Below are 16264 nucleotides of genomic sequence, written 5' to 3' on the forward strand. Positions count from 1 at the left end.
TGCGGTCATGTGAGGAGGAGTATCTGTGTCATCGCCTTGTGACCCCGAGTACGCTCCCGTCGGCGATGTGGGCGCAGCGCTCATGATGGTCGACTCTCGGCTCAAAGCGATCTACGACAGTAAGACCGAGACCGACGCCGAACAGCAGCAGCTGGTCGACCACTTCGCCGCGTCCCTGGGTCCTGCGGGAGCCGATGCGCTGCTGGACGGAGCGTGCACGCTCATCTACATGTTCATGAAGTGGCTGCGGGCGGCCTGCGAGGACCACGACAAGGACGTCATCGAGTACGTGGTGCCCACCCTCGTGGCCACGATGCGCATGATGCCCAAGACCTTTCGTCCCGAGGTCATCCCCACCATGGCCGGCCTGCTCGTCGCCGCAGGCACCGGTCTGAGCCCCAATTTGTGGCGCGCACAGTACGGACAATGGACCGACGCCGAGATGAATCCGCTGGAAGCCACGGCCGTCCTGCTCGCGGAGCAGATCAACCGGATTACCGGCACCGACGACTTCGCCACGCGCTTGATCGCCGATGCTCTGGCCGGCGTTGACCAAGGCTGACGAATGGCAACCGCCAGGTGACAGGACTGGCTCGGCGAGGGCGGGCAGTCCCCTTGCTCATCGGCTCCAGCTTCTGGTCACTGCCTGCCGGACCACGTCAGGTCGTCGACCAGCATTGCCAAGGCCGACCTCGGGACGGTCTCGCCTGTCCCACTGTCCGCCCGCCTCCAGGTCGGGTTCGAGTCCGCGGAATCTGAGCCCTTGGTGTCGTTGACGCCCTGAAAGATGCCGAAGTCGATGGGCCCGTCGTCCGCCGAGGCGGGGATGGCAGCCGTAAGGAGGACCGCACCGGCGAGCGCGGTCGCAGCGATGATCTTCATGCCCGGCGCAACGATGAGACTGACCTCAGGATGCTCCATTCACCCCTCTTGGCGGAGCGTCGCGGCGGCGAGCCTGTCCCAGAGGGCGGCCGCGGGCCGGGCCGGCGACGCACGAGCGGACAAGGACAGGACTCAAGGCGCCGAACGCAGGTGCATGAGCGCCTGGGCTGCGAGGCGATAGCCGAAGGCTCCCAGGCCGACCACGACGCCGTTGGCCAGCGGGGCGATCACCGATTCGTGCCGGAACTGTTCGCGGGCCCATACGTTGCTGAGGTGCACCTCGATCCACGGCGGGGCGTAGCTGGCGAGCGCGTCGCGCAGACTCCAGCCGGCGATCATCAGGGCACCGGGATTGACGATGGCACCGACAGTGGTCTCGCTGTGCTGGTGAATGGCGCCGACGAGCTGCCCTTCCGAATCGTGCTGTACGGAGGTCACTTCCCATCCTCGGACGCCTACCTCCTCGGCGACCGCCGCTTCGATGTCGGCAAGTGTGTCGGTGCCGTATATCTCCGGCTCGCGTCGGCCCAGGATGCCCAGATTGGGACCGTTCAAGAGAAGCACGACGCTCAAGGTGGCCACCTCGGTATTCACATTCACCCGCGAACTACAGGACGGCCTCCATGCTGTCGCCGCCCAACGCGTCGCGCCACCATCAGTGCTGATAGTTCAAGTCGCTTTTGAGCCCACGCCGGGCCGCGCTCCTTGCCATGCCACTCAAAGGTCGCTCGCAATCTGGTCGACTCCCCCCATACTCTGCGTCGTTCGGCATCGCCGCTGCCGCACTCCCCGCCCTACTCTTACTCGGACAACACGGATCCCATGGCAGGAGATGTGATGCTCAATTCTCCGTTTCGCTTGCGGTTACCACCCGCCTTCTCCGTCATGCGCGTCTGTCAGAGCAGCCCATGCGAAACCGCCCACCTGTCCGAGTCCTCTTTTTCCGCCTGGTCGCGCGGTGATCTCGCAGAAGGCATTCGCTTGGCGAACTCCGCCGGTCAAACAGAACCTGAATGCACCGGAAATTGCAAGGGTTTGGCAAAGATCTGGTACGCCGCATTGCTGGTCAGCATCCGCGATCTTCCGTCCGGAGCGCGGGCACTTGCAGACGCGGACGAACTCCACGCGGCACGGCCCGAGGTGGGCGGCAGCCTGGCGACGGCATCGATGCTCTGCGCGGCGGATCTCGCGTTCGCCAAGGGGGATGTCGACACCGCTGTCGATCTCGCACGCAAGGGCGTTGACCAGGCGCAGCGAACCGGCCCCCACCACTTTCTGCCCGATGCGCACACCGTGATGGCGCTGAGCGCCCTGCGGCAGGGCAACATGAGCGTGAGCATGGAGTTCGCGAATCAACTGCGGGACTGCGCTCTCCTCGGCCAGACGGCCCACAGGCCGAGTCAGTGTGCCTGGGCTGCCGCCCAGCTCCTTGAGGTGCAGGGTGGCGCGACGAGCGCTGCCCAGCTCATCGTGGGCATCATCATGGACGACCGGCTGCTCCTGGAGCTGTTGGCGTCACAGCCCGCCGCTGCCGCCTGGCTCGTTCGGGCCACGCGGAAGCTGGGCGACGAAGCGCTCGCCCGGCGTGTGGTCTCGGTGGCCGCCGAGCTCGCGGCGCGCAACCCCGGGCTCCGTTCCGTGTCGGCGGCGGCGAAGCACGCCGCCGGACTCCTGGAAAGGAATCCGGAGAGGGTCATTGCCGCGGCCGCCTCGCATCTGGACCCGTGGGCCCGTGCGTCCGCCGGTGAAGACGCCGGAAAGCTTTTCGCCGCACGGCCTGCGGAGCGTGCACGGGCGGTCGCGGCCCTCGAATCGGCGGTGGACGGCTACTCGAATTCCGCGGCTCCGCGAGACGCCCGCAGGGTGGTGAGCCGCCTTCGCTCACTCGGAGTGCGGCGGGGCCGCTATCCGCAGTACGCCGGTCAGGGCAGCGTGAACACGAGCTCGCTCACCAATACCGAGGCCGCCGTGGCCGAGTTGGTGAGCCAGGGGTTCACCAACTCCCAAGTCGGAGATCGTCTGTTCATCTCCGGTCACACCGTTGCCTTCCATCTGAAGAAGATCTTCCGGAAGATGAATGTGGCCTCGCGTGTGGAATTGACGAGAGCGTGGAGCCAGATTTCGGGCACGGCCCCCGGGAGCGCAAACGCCCGGTGAGAGCCACCGGTTCCGAATCCAGGGGTTGAGGTCGGGCTCGGCCCGTCAGGTGTGCGGGACCGTCACGGCGGTGGCCGCCAAGCCCTTGCGTACCACCCACCGTCCCTCGAAGTGCGTGAGCCGCCGGCCGCCCACAAGCGGCCCCGGGACCAGCAGTGCGGCCCGGAATCCACCCCGCGGCGGCGACCCCGGGGCGGCCTCGAACTCGATGTCCGCGTCCGCGAAGTCGAGGTGGTCCCCGGTCAGCGGGAACCACGCTTTGTAGACGGACTCCTTGGCGCTGAACAGCAGTTGGTCCCAGTGCACGGCGGGATGCCGTACGGACAGATACCGCAGACGCCACTGTTCGGAGGGCAGACGGACAGCGTCCAGGACGTCCTTGGGGAGCGGGGCGTGGGGTTCGGCGTCGATGCCGACTGAGGCCAGGTCGGTGGCGTGGGCCACGGCGGCGGCGCGGTAGCCGTCACAGTGGGTCATGCTGCCGACCAGGCCCGGCGGCCAGCACGGGGCGCCACGGGGACAGCTGGGAATGGGCCGCGGCGCCCTGCCGAGCTCCGCCATGGCGCGGCGGGCGCAGGCCCGCACGGTGGCGAACTCACGGCGGCGCCTCTCGACCGCGTCGGCCATGAGTGCCCGCTCCTCGGGGTAGAGGGGCGCGGCCTCATCGTCGCCGTACGTCTCCGCGACGGCCACGGATCCGGGGAGCAGTTCTGCGATCACAGGATCCGGCGCAGTCTTCCCGGCGGGCCCTGGCGCTTGTGCCACTCGCGGGGGTAGCCCACGGACACCTCTTCGAAGCGGACGCCCTCGTGGTACGTGGTCCGAGGGATGTGGAGATGGCCGTACACCATGGCTGCCACGCGGAATCGGCGGTGCCAGTCGGCGGTCAGCCGGGTGCCGCACCACATGGCGAACTCGGGGTACCACAACACCTCCGTCGGATGCCGGTCCAGCGGGTAGTGGTTGACCAGCACCGTCGGCAGGTCGTCGGGGAGTTCGGCGAGCCGGCGTTCGGTCGCCTCGACCCGGGCCCGGCACCAGGCCTCGCGGCTCGGGTAGGGGTCGGGATGCAGCAGGTTCTCGTCGTTGCAGAGGACGCCGGTGCCGTGCGCGTACGCCAGCCCCTCGTCCTTGTCGGCACAGTCGGCGGGGAGGAAGGAGTAGTCGTAGAGCAGGAACAGCGGTGCCACGGCCACGCGGCCGCCGGGGCTGTCCCAGACGGGATAGGGGTCCTCGGGCGTGAGCACGCCGAGTTCCCGGCACAGTTCGACCAGGTGCTCGTAGCGGGCGACACCGCGCAGGGTGACGGGGTCCTTCGGATGGGTCCACAGCTCGTGGTTGCCGGGGGCCCAGACCACCTTGCGGAAGCGGCCGGCGAGGGTCTTCAGGCACCAGTGGATGTCGGCGACGGTCTCCGCCACGTCTCCGGCCACCAGGAGCCAGTCGTCGTCCGTCTCGGGGTGCATCTTGTCGACGAGGGCGCGGTTGTCGGCGTAACTGACGTGAAGATCGCTGATGGCCAGCAGTTGTCCGCGGCCGTCGGCCGTCCTCGTCACACCTCGCCCCTTTCGGCGCTCACGTCGGTCGGCGCCACGGTGCGCCCCGCTGCCCGGTCCGTCACACCGAGGCGGGCGGCTGGGACGCCAGATCGCGGGTCATCGTGTCGGCCCTGGCCATTTCCGCCTCGGCGTTCTCATCGATCCGGGCCGTGGCGAAGCGGAGAATGGGCGGCGCCATCAGCGAGGTCACGATCGCGACGAGGATGATGATGGTGTACGTCTCGGCGCCGAGTACCCCGAGTTGCAGGCCCACCATGGCCACGACGATCTCGATCACCCCGCGGCAGTTCATGCCGGCGCCGAGCGCGAGGGCCTCCCAGCGGCCCAGTCCGCTCATCTTCGCGCCGACGTAGGCACCCACGAACTTGCCGAGGATCGCCACGGCGAGCACCGCGCACGCCGTGGCCAGGACGGTGGGCCTGGCCAGCGCGGACAGGTCCATCCGGATACCGGCCGTGGCGAAGAAGACCGGGGCGAGGAAGGCGAGCACCGTGGTCCGCAGCGGGGCCAGCTTCTTGCCGTCCAGTTCGCCGCTCGTGCCGATCAGTACGCCGCACACGAAGGCGCCGAAGACCGCCTCCAGTCGCAGCGCCTGGGTCGCCGCCGCGCCCAACAGGACGATCAGCGTCACCACCGCGATGGTAGGCGCAGGCGACGCGGAGCGGCCCGCCGCACGCAGCGCCCACTTCACCAGGGGGCGGCCCACCAGCCAGGCGGTCACCACGACGCCCACGGGGTACAGCAGGGCGGTGGCGATCGTTCCGGTGGTCAGCCCGGCCGTCGCCATCGCCGACACGATGGACAGCAGGAACCAGCCGACGACGTCGTCGAACACACCGGCGGCCAGGGTCAGTTGGCCGATGTCGCGGTGCAGGAGGTTCATGTCGATGAGGGTCTTGGCGATCACCGGGATCGCGGTGACGCACATGGCGACACCGAGGAACAGCGAGAAGACCGTCGGACTCGTGCCGCCGGGGATGAGCGAGGCGGGCAGCAGGTAGCCCATGCCGACGCCGAGCCCGAGGGGCAGAAGCAGACCGGCGAGGCTCACTCGGACCGCGGTGGCGCCGCGCCGTCTGACGAGGTCGAACTTCAGCTCCATGCCGGTGATGCCGACGAGCAGCACGACCCCCAACTGCCCTACTGCGTCGAGCAGATGGAGCTGGCCGGGTTCCTTGGGCAGCAGCCAGTCGGCGAGAGCGGGCCATACGTGGCTCAGGAGTGAGGGGCCGACGATCACGCCGGCGAGCAGCTCGCCGACGATCGCGGGCAGGTGGAACCGTGCGGCCAACTGCCCCAGGGCCGTGGCCAGAAGAAGCAGAACCGCCACTTGGAGCAGGAACACCAGCAGCGAGTGGTGGGGAATGGTGGGTACGGGCGCGGAGCTCATCCCGACCATCTCAGATCCTGGCTTCGCGACGCGTAGCGGCGTCCTGGCGGGCCAGTCGGTCTGCAAGGAGTGCCGTCACGGGAGCGCTCTGGTCGACGAGGTAGAAGTGGCCGCCCGGGAACACCTGGAGCTCTGTCGGGCCGGTGGTGTGCTCTTCCCAGGCCACCGCCTCGGCGATCGAGACGCGGGGGTCGCTGTCTCCGGTGAGCACCGTCAGGGGGCACTCCAGCTTTCGTCCGGGTTCGCAGCGGTGGGCCATGACGGCCTGGTAGTCGCTGCGGATCGCGGGCATGATCATTTCTCGTATCTCCGGGTCGGCGATCAGGGCCGCGGGGGTACCGCTCAGGCGGAGCAGCTCGGCCACGATCTGCTCGTCCGACCGCGGATCGACCTTCTCGCCGCGCGTGCTGGACGGGGACCGCCGGCCGGAGGCGAACAGACGCAGGGGCGCGGGGAGGCCGGCGTCCTGCATGCGCAGCGCGATCTCGTAGGCGAGGACGGCGCCCATGCTGTGTCCGAACAGCGCCAGGGGGCGGTCGTCGAGGTGGCGTACCGCGGCGAATATCTCGTCTGCCATGTCGGACAGCACGGTGATGTGCGGTTCGTGGCGCCGGTCCTGGCGTCCTGGGTACTGCACCGCCAGCACGTCCACGGTGGGCGCGAGCGCCTTGGACAGCGGAAAGTAGAAGCTCGCGGCCCCGCCGGCGTGCGGGAGGCATACGAGGCGGACACTGCTGTCCGGCGCCGGGTGGAACTGGCGGAGCCATTTTCCGAACTGTTCCGGTGGTTGAGGCACGGCCAGAAATTCCTTCCAGGATTCATCACTCAAACTAGGAGCGGCACGGCGGGCCCGGTATCCCTCGATCTGATAGTCCCGCTGTGATCCTGCCGCAGTGCGCTTCGCATACTGAACCTGCCTGGAATTGAAGCGAACTTGAGTTTCTCTGGAGGAGCGGCATCAGTTTCACCGGCGGGGTGACGTCGTTTTCGCATCCTCGGGCATCATGGCCAAAGGCCTGCCGTTCACCCCGTAGGAGGCAATCACCGTGAAGATAGTCGCGGAGACCGACAAATGCGTCGGCGCGGGTCAGTGCGCGCTCATCGCGCCCGAGGTGTTCGACCAGGGCGAGGACGACGGCATCGTCGTGGTGCTGAACACCGAACCCGGGAGCGCACTCCTGCCGACGGTCACCGAGGCCGTCGACCTGTGCCCGGCCCGAGCGCTCTCCCTCGCCGGCTGACCGGGTTCGGGCCGCCGGGCGACGATCCTGGCGGCCTGGGAGGCGAACCAGGTCCGCTTGAACCGCCTGCGCATTTCGGCCAGTTCCTCGGGGGTCGGATAGTCACGCATTGCCGGTGGCACCGCATCAGGGGCCATCGAGAACGGCGAAGTGCTGGTTTCGTTTCGCCTTTCTTTACGCGCCATTTCCAACGCTCGCGATTTTTCCGACCCTTTGCGAATGGGGATCACGATGTCCACCATGGACACGGACGTGGCCATCGTCGGCAACGGGCCGATCGGCGCTGCCCTGTCGGTGCTGCTCGCTCAGCGCGGCTGGCGCGTGACCGTCCTAGAACGCCGCCCCCGGCCGTATCTGCTGCCGCGGGCGACGAGCTTCGACGGGGAGACGGCCCGGCTTCTCGCGGCCACCGGCATCGGGGCCGACTTCGGCCGGATCACGGAGCCGGCCACCGGCTATCAGTGGCGTACCGCGGCGGGACGGACGCTGCTGGACATCTCCTTCTCCCCGCAGGGGCGTTACGGCTGGCCGGACGCCAACACCATGCACCAGCCCGCCCTTGAGGAGCTCCTCGCGGCCAGGGCGGCGTCGCTGCCCGGCATCACGGTGCTGCGCGGGCACCGCGTCGTGGACATCAGCGAACACGAGGAGCGGGTGACGCTGACCGTCGAGGGCGATGGAGAGACGCCCCGCACCGTCCGCGCCCGGTGGGTCGTGGGCTGCGACGGCGCCAACAGCTTTGTCCGCGAGCACCTCGGTGTTCCCGTGACCGATCTCGGATTCTCCTACGAGTGGCTGCTGTGCGACGTGGAGCTGCACGAGCCGCGCGAGTTCACCCCCACCAACGTCCAGATCTGCGACCCGGCGAGGCCCACGACCCTGGTGGGCAGCGGTCCGGGGCACCGCCGCTGGGAGTTCATGCGGCTGCCGGGCGAGAGCAGCGCCGAGCTGAACAAGGAAGAGACGGCCTGGCGCCTCCTCAAGCCCTTCGGCGTCACCCCGGACACCGCCACTCTGCTGCGCAGCACCACCTATATATTCCGGGCCACTTGGGCCGACGAGTGGCGGACGGGCCGTGTGCTGCTCGCCGGTGACGCGGCGCATCTGATGCCGCCCTTCGCCGGGCAGGGCATGTGTTCCGGTATCCGGGACGCGACCAATCTGGCGTGGAAGCTGGATCTGACGCTGCGCGGCCTGGCCGACGCCTCCGTGCTCGACACCTATGGCCAGGAACGCAGACAGCACGTGAAGGAGTCGATCCTCTCGTCGGTCCAGCTGGGCAGGGTGATCTGCGTGACGGACCCGGAGGCCGCCGCGGACCGGGATGCCACGGTCCTCGCGGGCCGACGCGGCCGCACCGGGCCGGAGCAACCGGAGCCGGCGAAGCCGCTGTCGGCCGGGCTGCTGCGCCGGCCCTCCGCGGACCCCGCCGAGCCGCCGGCCGGTGCGGTGGTGCCGCAGGGGCGGGTGAGCGTACAGGGCGACACGGGCCTGTTCGACGAGATCGTGGGCTGGGGCTTCGTACTGCTCACCGCGGACGACCTTCGCCCCGCGCTCGGTGAGGACAGGTGGTCCTTCCTCGGCGCTCTCGGGACCCATGTGGTGCGCCTGTTGCCGCCCGGGGCGGCCGCGGGCACCGGGCAGGACCTGACCGACGCGATCGACGTGGACGGCTTCTACCGCGCGTACCTGGACGAGCACCACGCGACCGCCGTGCTCATCCGGCCGGATTACCACGTCTTCGGTGCGGCGAACGGCCCTGAGGACACCGCCGCGCTGATCGACGACCTGCGCGGCCGGCTGGGCGCGTCCGCGCCGGCCGGTGCGGTGAACCGGGCGGCCTGACCGGTCAGGGCCCGATCAGACGGGCGAGCGCGACCGCGCCCCGCAGCGAGGAGAGCGCCCCCAACGAAGCGGGCCCGACCTGGAGTTGTGGCTGTCCGGGGCGGGCCAGCTCGGCGAGCTGCGCGGACACGAGGGTGTCCAGGCCCGGGATGCCGCTCGCGAAGCCGCCGCCGATCAGCAGGAGTTGCGGATGGACGAGTTCCTGGACGCTCACCGCGGCGGCGGCCAGGGCGCGGCAGGTGCGCCGCAGCGCGGTGACCGCCCAGGGCTGTCCGTCGTACCAGGCCTGCCGCAGTGCGTCGAAGGCGACGTCACTCCCCCGCAGCCGGGCCGCGTGACGCAGCGTCGCCGGGCCGGAGGCGATCGCCTGGAGGCATCCCCGTCGGCCGCAGACGCACTCCGGGCCGTCCAGCTCGACGACCGTGTGCCCGATCTCGAACGAGCCACGGCCGAGGCCCGGACACAGTTCGCCCCCCATGACGAGGCCACCGCCGATGCCCGTGCCGACCCCCAGATAGAGGAGGTCGTCGCAGCCGGCGAGCCGAGCCTCGGCGAGGGCGCCGAGGTCGCCGTCGTCCGCCCAGGCGACGGCGGCATCGGGGAACAGCGTGCGCAGTTCGGCGCCCAGGTCCATGTCGGTCCACTCGGGCCGGCTCGGCCAGGCGGTGATCCGCCCGTCCGGTCCGACGGTCGCCGGCATCGCGACGCCCACCGCGCTGAAGGACGTACCCAGTCGCTCTCGCAACTCGCGGATGCTGTAGGCCAGTTGGGTGATGTCACGGTCGGCGCTGTGCCGTGGCTGCCAGGTGAAGGCGGTCTCGTGCACGCACCGGGCGTCGGGCGCCTCCACCCGCAAGGCGACCTTGGTGCCCCCGATGTCGACACCGAGATGAAGTGCCGTCTCCATTCCGATCAGTCGATCGTCAGTCGCCGGGGCACGGACGGGCACAGGGACAGGAGGTCACCGGGGCGACGCAGCACGACAGCCGGCTCGGCGGCGAGCAGTCCGCTGGTGTCGGACAGCGCCCACAGTGCTCCGGCCGAGGTCACGCCGGCACCGTGGGCACTGGCGATGTCGGTCGGTGCGTCGCCGACCATGATGGCCTGCTCGGGCGGAATGCCCATCAGGTCGAGGGCGTGCTCCACGATGTCCGGGGCCGGTTTCGGGTGGGCGATCTCGTCGGAGCCGATCACATGGTCGAAGAAGGGCAGCAGCCCCAGCTGGTCGAGCAGGGAGCGCGCCCGTGGTCCGCTCTTCCCGGTGGCCACGGCGAGCTTGAGTCGCCGCACCCGCAAGGTGACGAGCAGTTCCACGATGCCGTCGAAGACGGGCACCTGGGGCGCGAGCCGGTAGCTTTCGCGGACGAAGGGCTCCTCCATCTCCAGGGGCAGGCCCATGATGCGCATGATGTCCGGGAAGTAGCGCCCCAGGTGGAGCCGATACTCGTCGAACGGTGCCGGGCCGTCGCCGACGACCTCCTTGTACGCGATGGCGAACGCCTCGTACATCACCGTGAAGCTGTCGACGAGGACCCCGTCCATATCGAAGATCACGGCGCGTCTGACCGGCCGCGGCGGCTCCGTTGCCGTCAACGGCCGGCCTGTCCCCGGGGCTGTGGCCCGTTCCCGGACGTCGGCTCGCTCTGTCGAAACTGATGATGTCACCGGCTTCTTCACCTCCTACTGATGGGCGGGCACGGCGGTTTGCTCGTGCGTGGAACGGGCCGAGGCGTAGAAGTCCTCGATGACGCCGACCGTCGTACGGGCCTCGCTGATGGCTCTGCCGCGATGGCCCGGGTCGGCCAGGATTCCGGCCAGGCCGTCCAGCTGCCGTCGGTACTCGTGGCCGATGGGTTCGTCCGGCACCGGCAGGGAGGTGGTGGTGCCCTCGCGGGTCAGCGTCAGCTCGGCGTGGGGGTGGCGGTTGGGGCTGAAACCGAAGGTGCATCTCAGCTCGGCGGTTCCGGCACTGCCCACCACCTGGATGCTGGTCACGTCCCGCGCCTCGTGCGACGCCCAGCTGGCGCGCAGGGAGACCGAGACGCCGTCGTCGCGTACGAAGAAACCGCGGGCGCAGTCCTCGACGTCACCGGCGGCTGTGGCAACGGGTTCGTCCTGCCGCCAGGCCGCGCTCCAGTCGCCGGTGCCGACGAAGTCGTTCGAGGTCACGCCGACGACCTCGGTGAAGCGCGCCGGGCCGAGCAAGGACCCGAGCGTGTCGAGCAGATGCCAGCCGAGGTCGAAGAGGACACCGCCGCCGGCCTTGCTGCGCTGCGTGAACCAGCCGCCGGCCCGCGGTATGCCGCGCGCCCGCACCCAGGCGAGGTCGACATGGCGGATACGGCCCAACTCCGGCACCAGGCGCGCCAGGGCGCCCACGTCGCCGCGGTGCGGGGCGGCGCTGCCGGCGAGGAGCATGGCGCCGCCGCCGCGTTCGGCGGCGGCCAGCGTGTCGGCCTCGTCGGAGGTCAGGCACACCGGCTTCTCCAGGAAGACGGAGATGCCTTTGCGGAGCAGTCCTGCGGCGACCTCGGCGTGCAGGTGGTTGGGTACGGCGACGACGGCGAGGTCGACCGCGCGGGCGTTCAGCGCGTCCACCGTCGGGTGTACGGGTATGCCCGGTGCCGCGTCGAGTGCGGCCGGCGCGGGGTCGACCACGGCCACCAAGTCGAAGTCGGCGTGCTCGGTCAGCAGGGGGAGCCAGAGCTCCCGCCCCGCCCAGCCGAGCCCGACGACAGCTGTCCTGACGCTCATACGGCGGCCACAGCGTCCGCGATGATCTCGGCCGTCCGGTGCATGTCCTGCTCGGTGGCGAGCAGCACGCGGTGGTGCAGCCAGACGCAGTCCTCGCTGATGGCCTCCGTGTGGGGGCAGCGCTCGGCGATCTGGTCCGGGGTCTCGTCGGGGGCGCCCATCTCCCAGAAGGCGTCGGTGCGGTAGATCGCGCGGAAGCCCGCGAACGCCGGTATGCCGGCCGCCACGAGCCTGTCGACCAGGGCGTTGCGGCCCGCCTCCCCGATGCCGGGCACGCGGAACATCGCCATGTAGTGCGAGGGGAAGTCGGTGCGCTCGTCACCGCGCTGCGGGACGATGCCGTCGATCGCGTCGAGCAGTGGGGACAGCACGGCCCAGCACTGCTGACGGGTCGTTATCTGCTGTTCCAGACGGCCGAGTTGGGCCCGCAGGACCGCCGCCGAGAACTCGTTGAGCCGCAGGTTGGAGCCGGCGATCTGGTGCATGTAGCGGCGGTCCGTGCGGGGTCGACCGCAGCTGTGCCGCAGAAACGCCGTCTCGTAGATCTCCGTGTCCGGGAACAGGACGGCACCGCCCTCGCCCGCGGTCATCAGCTTGCCGTTCTGGAAGCTGAACGCGGCGACCGAGCCGAGCTCGCCGACGCGCTTTCCCTGCCAGCGGGCGGCGTGCGCGTGCGCGGCGTCCTGGAGCAGGGGGACGCCCGTGTCGGCGGAGAGCTTGCCCAGTGCGTCCATGTCGGCCAGGAAGCCCGCCATGTGCACGGGCATGATGACCCGGGTGCGCGGCGTCACGGCGGCCGCGGCCGCCGCCACGTCGATGCTGTACGTGTGCGGGTCGACGTCCACCGGGACCGCGACCGCGCCGAGCCGCTGCGCCGCCTGCGACGAGGAGATGAAGGTGAAGGCCGGGACGATGACTTCGGAGCCCGGGCCGACTCCCATGCACTGTAGGGCGAGTTCCAGCGCGTGGGTGCCGTTGGTGACGGCGAGAGCGTGGGGAGCACCATGGAATTCGGCGAACTCCCGCTCGAAGGTGTCGACTTCGTTTCCGCCCATTCGCCACCACTGGCCCTGCTCAAGTGCGCGGATGAGACCTTCCCGCTCGTTTGCGTCGTACTGCGGCCACTGGGGGAATTCCGGCGCCTGTCGCACGTTCATGATTCTCCAAGAAATGGGAAGTGACTCGATGCAAGGCACAGAACAGCTCAACAACAGGTCCAAACTAAGTCCCTGTCAATGCTGTCGCATCCCTTGATCCGGTAGTGAGCAGCGTTGTTTACCGCAGGTCGAAGAAGGCTCTATAGGAATTCAGTTGTCCCTCGAGCATGTGAATGCCGTGATGGATCCGGAGCCCCCGTGCGGCGGCCTCCCGCAGGAGCCGGGTCTCGCGGGGTTTCATGATGATGTCGGCCACGAGGGCGCCCGACGGCAGAGAGTCCAGCGGGAACGGCAGTGCGTCGTCCGGGCGCAGCCCGAGCGGTGTGGCGTTGACCGCGAGGTCGACCCCTTGCAGGTGTGGTCCGCTCAGGGTGTGCACCCGGCCCGGCCACTGCGCGTCGAGCCGGGCGGCCAGCGCGGTGAGCTTCACGGTGTCCGTGTCGTACACGAAGAGCCGGTCGACTCCGGCCGCAAGGAGCGCGGCGGCGATGGCGCTGCCCGCACCGCCCACTCCGACGAGCGCCGCCCGGCTGCCGCCAGGCTCGTGCCCGGCCCCGACGAGACCGGCCACGAAGCCGAAGCCGTCGAAGTTCTCCGCGAGCCAGCTGCCGTCGGCCTCGCGGCGCAGTACGTTCGCGCTGCCGACGATGTCCACGGTCGTGGCGCACCGGTCGGCGAGGCGGCGGACGGCCGCCTTGTGCGGCACGGTGACGAACATGCCGTCGAGGTTGGCCACGCGCTTCAGGCCGCGCACGATCTGCTCCAGGTGCTGCGGCGGGGCGTGCACCGGTACGACCACCGCGTCAACGCCCAGCCCGGCGAGGACCGGGTTCATCAGCGCGGGTGCCTGGACCTGGGCGACGGGGTCCCCCAGGACGGCGTACAGCCGGGTGGTGCCCTGGATGGACCTGACGGGAGGTTGTACGGTCATCGCAGCCCCGCCTTCAGGTCCGTGACGCCGTCCGCCGCCAACTCTGCGACGGCGTAGGCGAGTTCCTGCGCCTGGTCCGCGTTGAGGCGGGGGTCGCAGGCCGTGCGGTAGCGGGCGGGCAGGTCGGTTTCCGTGACTCCTGCGGTGCCCCCGACGCATTCCGTGACGGGGTCGCCCGTCACCTCGACGTGGATGCCGCCGGGGTGGGTGCCGAGCCGCCGGTGCACTTCGAAGAAGCCGGCGATCTCGTCGGCTATCACGGACAGTTGCCGGGTCTTGTATCCGTTCGCCGACGTGTAGGTGTTGCCGTGCATCGGATCGCACTGCCAGATCACCTGGTGGCCGGAGGCGGAGACCTTCTCCACGATCGGCGGCAGCACGTCCCGGACGCGGGTGTGCCCCATGCGGCTGATCAGCGTGAGCCGCCCGGGTTCGGTGTGCGGGTCGAGCCGGCGCACATACTCGACGGCCTGTTCCGGGGTCGTACCCGGGCCTATTTTGAGGCCGATGGGATTGGCCAGCAGCTCGGCGAACGCGATATGCGCGCCGTCGAGTTGGCGGGTGCGCTCGCCGATCCACAGGAAGTGCCCGAGCCCGCTGGACAGTCGGGGCTCGGGGCCGCTGTCGTCCACCCACAGTGAGGACTGCTCGTAGTCGAGCAGCAGCGCCTCATGGCTGACGTGGGCATCGCCGGTGGACAGGCCGTCACGGCCGAGCCGGCGGATCAGAGCCATCGCGTCCACGGCACCGGCGTGGGCGCGCAGCATCCGGCCGGGGTCGGGGGTGCGGGCCGCCCGCGTGGGTTCGGCGGAGTTGACCATGTCGCCGCGGTAGGCGGGCAGCCCCGATGCGTCGACGGCCCGGGAGCGGGGTTTGGCGTACTGCCCTGCCATCCGGGCGACCGTGACGACGGGCAGGCGGGTGCGGTCAGTGAGGACGTCGGCCATCCGCGCCAGCGTGCGCAGATTGGCGAGCCGGTGGGCCTCGGTGTTCTCGGCGAAGGACTCGGCGCAGTCGCCGCCCTGGAGGAGGAAGGCCTCGCCGCGGGCGACCGCGGCGAGTTCCTCGCTCAGTCGTGCCGTCTCGGCGGGTCGGACGATCGGCTCGGCGCAGCGCAGCAGTGCCACCACGTCCTTGGCCCGATCCGGGTCCGGCCAGTCCGGCTGCTGCGCGGCCGGCCGGGCCAGAGCGTCCGCCAGCCTGCCCGCGAGAAGGCGGCCGACCGGTCGAGCGGTGTCGGCGGGTCCGCCGGAGTCGGCCGGCCACTGGAGTAGCTCCCTCATGACCGCGCCATGTCGGTCGTGTCGACAAGGTCGACAAGGTCGGCCAGGGGCGCTCGGGGCATCCGGTCGAGGACGCGCGCGACCACCTCGTGCGGCACGTCGTCCACCAGTTCCGCGCCCGTCGGCCCGTCGAGGACGAACGCGAGTCCGCTGATCGCCTTCTTGTCGTGCCGCATCAGCCGCATCAGGGCCGCGGGTGCCGTCTCTTCGGGCAGGGCGGCGGGCAGTCCGTAGTACTCGACGATGTCCTGGTGCTCCGCCACCCGCGCTTCGTCGATACGGCCGAGGGCTCCGGCGAGCCGGCCCGCGTAGACCGTGCCGATGGCCACCGCCTCACCGTGGCGCAGGGCGAAATCGCTCGCCTTCTCGAGCGCATGGCCCAGTGTGTGGCCGTAGTTGAGGATGTGCCGGATGCCGGTGTCCCGTTCGTCGGCTTCCACGATGCGGGCCTTGAGGCTCACGCTCGCTGCGATCTGGTCGGGCAGCGGGAGTCCGCGCAGGTCGGCCGCGCCGATGAAGTGGCAGCGGGCGATCTCGCCGTAGCCGTTGAGCAGCTCCCGCCGTGGCAGGGTGGACAGATAGTCGGTGTCGCACAGGACCGCGCTCGGCTGCCAGTACGCGCCGACCAGGTTCTTGCCGGCCGGCAGGTTCACCGCTGTCTTCCCGCCGACGCCGGCGTCCACCTGGGCCAGCAGTGAGGTGGGCAGATGCACCACGGCCACGCCCCGGTGGTAGAGGGCGGCCGCGAGACCGACCACGTCGGTGGTCGTCCCGCCGCCGCAGGAGACGACGACATCGGACCTGGTGAGCCCGAAGCGTACGAACTCGCCGCACAGCTTCTCCACCGTGGTGAGGGTCTTGTCCTGTTCACCGTCCCGGGCCGGCAGCAGCAGGGTCTCCACACCGGTGTCGGGCACCCATTCCTCCGGGCGGGCCGACACGACGACGGCCCGCTTGGCGCCCAGCCGTCGGACGACCTCGGCGAGCGACGTACGCACCCCGGGGCCGATGAGGACGTCGTACGAATGATCTCCGATGCGCAGCGGAATGGATGCCATGACGTCT

At 69.9% G+C, this 16264-nt stretch carries 17 protein-coding genes; 4 read left to right on the forward strand and 13 right to left on the reverse strand.

Annotation, left to right across the window (positions count from 1 at the left end; all coding sequences use genetic code 11):
• The first annotated feature begins 25 nt into the window (after positions 1-25).
• Positions 26-562 (forward strand): hypothetical protein, encoded by a 537-nt coding sequence (locus KCH87_RS02280; RefSeq protein ID WP_210583612.1) that lies wholly within the window; start codon positions 26-28, stop codon positions 560-562.
• Positions 563-639: 77 nt separating this feature from the next.
• Here KCH87_RS02280 and KCH87_RS02285 read toward each other — a convergent pair whose 3' ends face one another.
• Both KCH87_RS02285 and KCH87_RS02290 read right to left on the reverse strand, forming a co-directional pair.
• A complete protein-coding gene (locus tag KCH87_RS02285; protein WP_210583614.1) occupies positions 640-882 on the reverse strand; it encodes a hypothetical protein in 243 nt (80 codons plus the stop codon).
• 132 nt (positions 883-1014) lie between these two features.
• Positions 1015-1455 carry a type II 3-dehydroquinate dehydratase gene (locus KCH87_RS02290; protein ID WP_210583616.1) on the reverse strand — a complete coding sequence of 147 codons (441 nt, stop codon included), beginning with the start codon at positions 1453-1455 and terminating at the stop codon, positions 1015-1017.
• A 264-nt stretch (positions 1456-1719) separates the two neighbouring features.
• Between KCH87_RS02290 and KCH87_RS02295 the strand changes: the two genes are divergently transcribed.
• Positions 1720-3039: a LuxR C-terminal-related transcriptional regulator gene (locus KCH87_RS02295; RefSeq protein ID WP_210583618.1), complete on the forward strand. Its 1320-nt coding sequence runs from the start codon at positions 1720-1722 to the stop codon at positions 3037-3039.
• 45 nt (positions 3040-3084) lie between these two features.
• On the opposite strand, the gene KCH87_RS02300 is transcribed toward KCH87_RS02295, so the two are convergent.
• From KCH87_RS02300 to KCH87_RS02315, 4 genes are all read right to left on the reverse strand, one after another.
• Complete coding sequence (locus tag KCH87_RS02300; protein WP_210583620.1) at positions 3085-3759, reverse strand: 4'-phosphopantetheinyl transferase superfamily protein; 675 nt, start codon at positions 3757-3759, stop codon at positions 3085-3087.
• Positions 3756-4595, reverse strand: a complete 840-nt coding sequence (locus KCH87_RS02305) for a metallophosphoesterase (protein WP_210583621.1) — start codon at positions 4593-4595, stop codon at positions 3756-3758. Before KCH87_RS02305 ends, KCH87_RS02300 begins: the two co-directional genes overlap by 4 nt.
• A 61-nt stretch (positions 4596-4656) precedes the next feature.
• A complete protein-coding gene (locus KCH87_RS02310) occupies positions 4657-5988 on the reverse strand; it encodes a cation:proton antiporter (protein WP_247195556.1) in 1332 nt (443 codons plus the stop codon).
• A gap of 10 nt (positions 5989-5998) precedes the next feature.
• Positions 5999-6784: a thioesterase II family protein gene (locus KCH87_RS02315; protein ID WP_210583623.1), complete on the reverse strand. Its 786-nt coding sequence runs from the start codon at positions 6782-6784 to the stop codon at positions 5999-6001.
• A 250-nt stretch (positions 6785-7034) separates the two neighbouring features.
• On the opposite strand from KCH87_RS02315, the gene KCH87_RS02320 reads away from it, so the two are divergent.
• Both KCH87_RS02320 and KCH87_RS02325 read left to right on the forward strand, forming a co-directional pair.
• The gene (locus KCH87_RS02320; protein ID WP_210583624.1) at positions 7035-7229 is read left to right on the forward strand and encodes a ferredoxin; all 195 of its coding nucleotides are present in this window, start codon (positions 7035-7037) and stop codon (positions 7227-7229) included.
• A gap of 219 nt (positions 7230-7448) precedes the next feature.
• Positions 7449-9074 (forward strand): bifunctional 3-(3-hydroxy-phenyl)propionate/3-hydroxycinnamic acid hydroxylase, encoded by a 1626-nt coding sequence (locus KCH87_RS02325; protein ID WP_210583625.1) that lies wholly within the window; start codon positions 7449-7451, stop codon positions 9072-9074.
• A gap of 4 nt (positions 9075-9078) precedes the next feature.
• On the opposite strand, the gene KCH87_RS02330 is transcribed toward KCH87_RS02325, so the two are convergent.
• The 7 genes from KCH87_RS02330 to KCH87_RS02360 all read right to left on the reverse strand — a co-directional run bounded on the left by KCH87_RS02330 (position 9079) and on the right by KCH87_RS02360 (position 16257).
• Complete coding sequence (locus tag KCH87_RS02330) at positions 9079-9981, reverse strand: ROK family protein (protein ID WP_210583626.1); 903 nt, start codon at positions 9979-9981, stop codon at positions 9079-9081.
• 5 nt (positions 9982-9986) lie between these two features.
• Positions 9987-10628, reverse strand: coding sequence for an HAD-IA family hydrolase (locus KCH87_RS02335; RefSeq protein WP_308298728.1), 642 nt, complete (start codon positions 10626-10628; stop codon positions 9987-9989).
• A gap of 126 nt (positions 10629-10754) precedes the next feature.
• Complete coding sequence (locus KCH87_RS02340; protein WP_210583627.1) at positions 10755-11828, reverse strand: Gfo/Idh/MocA family protein; 1074 nt, start codon at positions 11826-11828, stop codon at positions 10755-10757.
• The gene (locus KCH87_RS02345) at positions 11825-12985 is read right to left on the reverse strand and encodes a DegT/DnrJ/EryC1/StrS family aminotransferase (protein WP_210583628.1); all 1161 of its coding nucleotides are present in this window, start codon (positions 12983-12985) and stop codon (positions 11825-11827) included. The genes KCH87_RS02340 and KCH87_RS02345 overlap by 4 nt, the downstream gene beginning before the upstream one ends.
• Positions 12986-13103: 118 nt before the next feature.
• Positions 13104-13916, reverse strand: a complete 813-nt coding sequence (locus KCH87_RS02350; protein WP_210583629.1) for a shikimate dehydrogenase — start codon at positions 13914-13916, stop codon at positions 13104-13106.
• Positions 13913-15199 (reverse strand): 3-deoxy-7-phosphoheptulonate synthase, encoded by a 1287-nt coding sequence (locus KCH87_RS02355; protein ID WP_210583630.1) that lies wholly within the window; start codon positions 15197-15199, stop codon positions 13913-13915. Before KCH87_RS02355 ends, KCH87_RS02350 begins: the two co-directional genes overlap by 4 nt.
• Positions 15196-16257 carry a 3-dehydroquinate synthase gene (locus tag KCH87_RS02360; protein WP_210583631.1) on the reverse strand — a complete coding sequence of 354 codons (1062 nt, stop codon included), beginning with the start codon at positions 16255-16257 and terminating at the stop codon, positions 15196-15198. The genes KCH87_RS02355 and KCH87_RS02360 overlap by 4 nt, the downstream gene beginning before the upstream one ends.
• Between the last annotated feature and the right edge of the window lie 7 nt (positions 16258-16264).

Origin of the sequence: Streptomyces sp. GESEQ-35, from assembly GCF_017948485.1 — a bacterium.
Classification (GTDB): Bacteria; Actinomycetota; Actinomycetes; order Streptomycetales; family Streptomycetaceae; genus Streptomyces.

Excerpts from the sequence above, each read along its gene's own strand:
- KCH87_RS02340 (WP_210583627.1), bottom strand. The coding sequence starts at position 11,828 with ATGAGCGTCAGGACAGCTGTCGTCGGGCTCGGCTGGGCGGGGCGGGAG.
- KCH87_RS02345 (WP_210583628.1), bottom strand. The coding sequence starts at position 12,985 with ATGAACGTGCGACAGGCGCCGGAATTCCCCCAGTGGCCGCAGTACGAC.
- KCH87_RS02295 (WP_210583618.1), top strand. The coding sequence starts at position 1,720 with ATGCTCAATTCTCCGTTTCGCTTGCGGTTACCACCCGCCTTCTCCGTC.
- KCH87_RS02330 (WP_210583626.1), bottom strand. The coding sequence starts at position 9,981 with ATGGAGACGGCACTTCATCTCGGTGTCGACATCGGGGGCACCAAGGTC.
- KCH87_RS02355 (WP_210583630.1), bottom strand. The coding sequence starts at position 15,199 with ATGAGGGAGCTACTCCAGTGGCCGGCCGACTCCGGCGGACCCGCCGAC.
- KCH87_RS02325 (WP_210583625.1), top strand. The coding sequence starts at position 7,449 with ATGGGGATCACGATGTCCACCATGGACACGGACGTGGCCATCGTCGGC.
- KCH87_RS02310 (WP_247195556.1), bottom strand. The coding sequence starts at position 5,988 with ATGAGCTCCGCGCCCGTACCCACCATTCCCCACCACTCGCTGCTGGTG.
- KCH87_RS02360 (WP_210583631.1), bottom strand. The coding sequence starts at position 16,257 with ATGGCATCCATTCCGCTGCGCATCGGAGATCATTCGTACGACGTCCTC.
- KCH87_RS02350 (WP_210583629.1), bottom strand. The coding sequence starts at position 13,916 with ATGACCGTACAACCTCCCGTCAGGTCCATCCAGGGCACCACCCGGCTG.
- KCH87_RS02285 (WP_210583614.1), bottom strand. The coding sequence starts at position 882 with ATGAAGATCATCGCTGCGACCGCGCTCGCCGGTGCGGTCCTCCTTACG.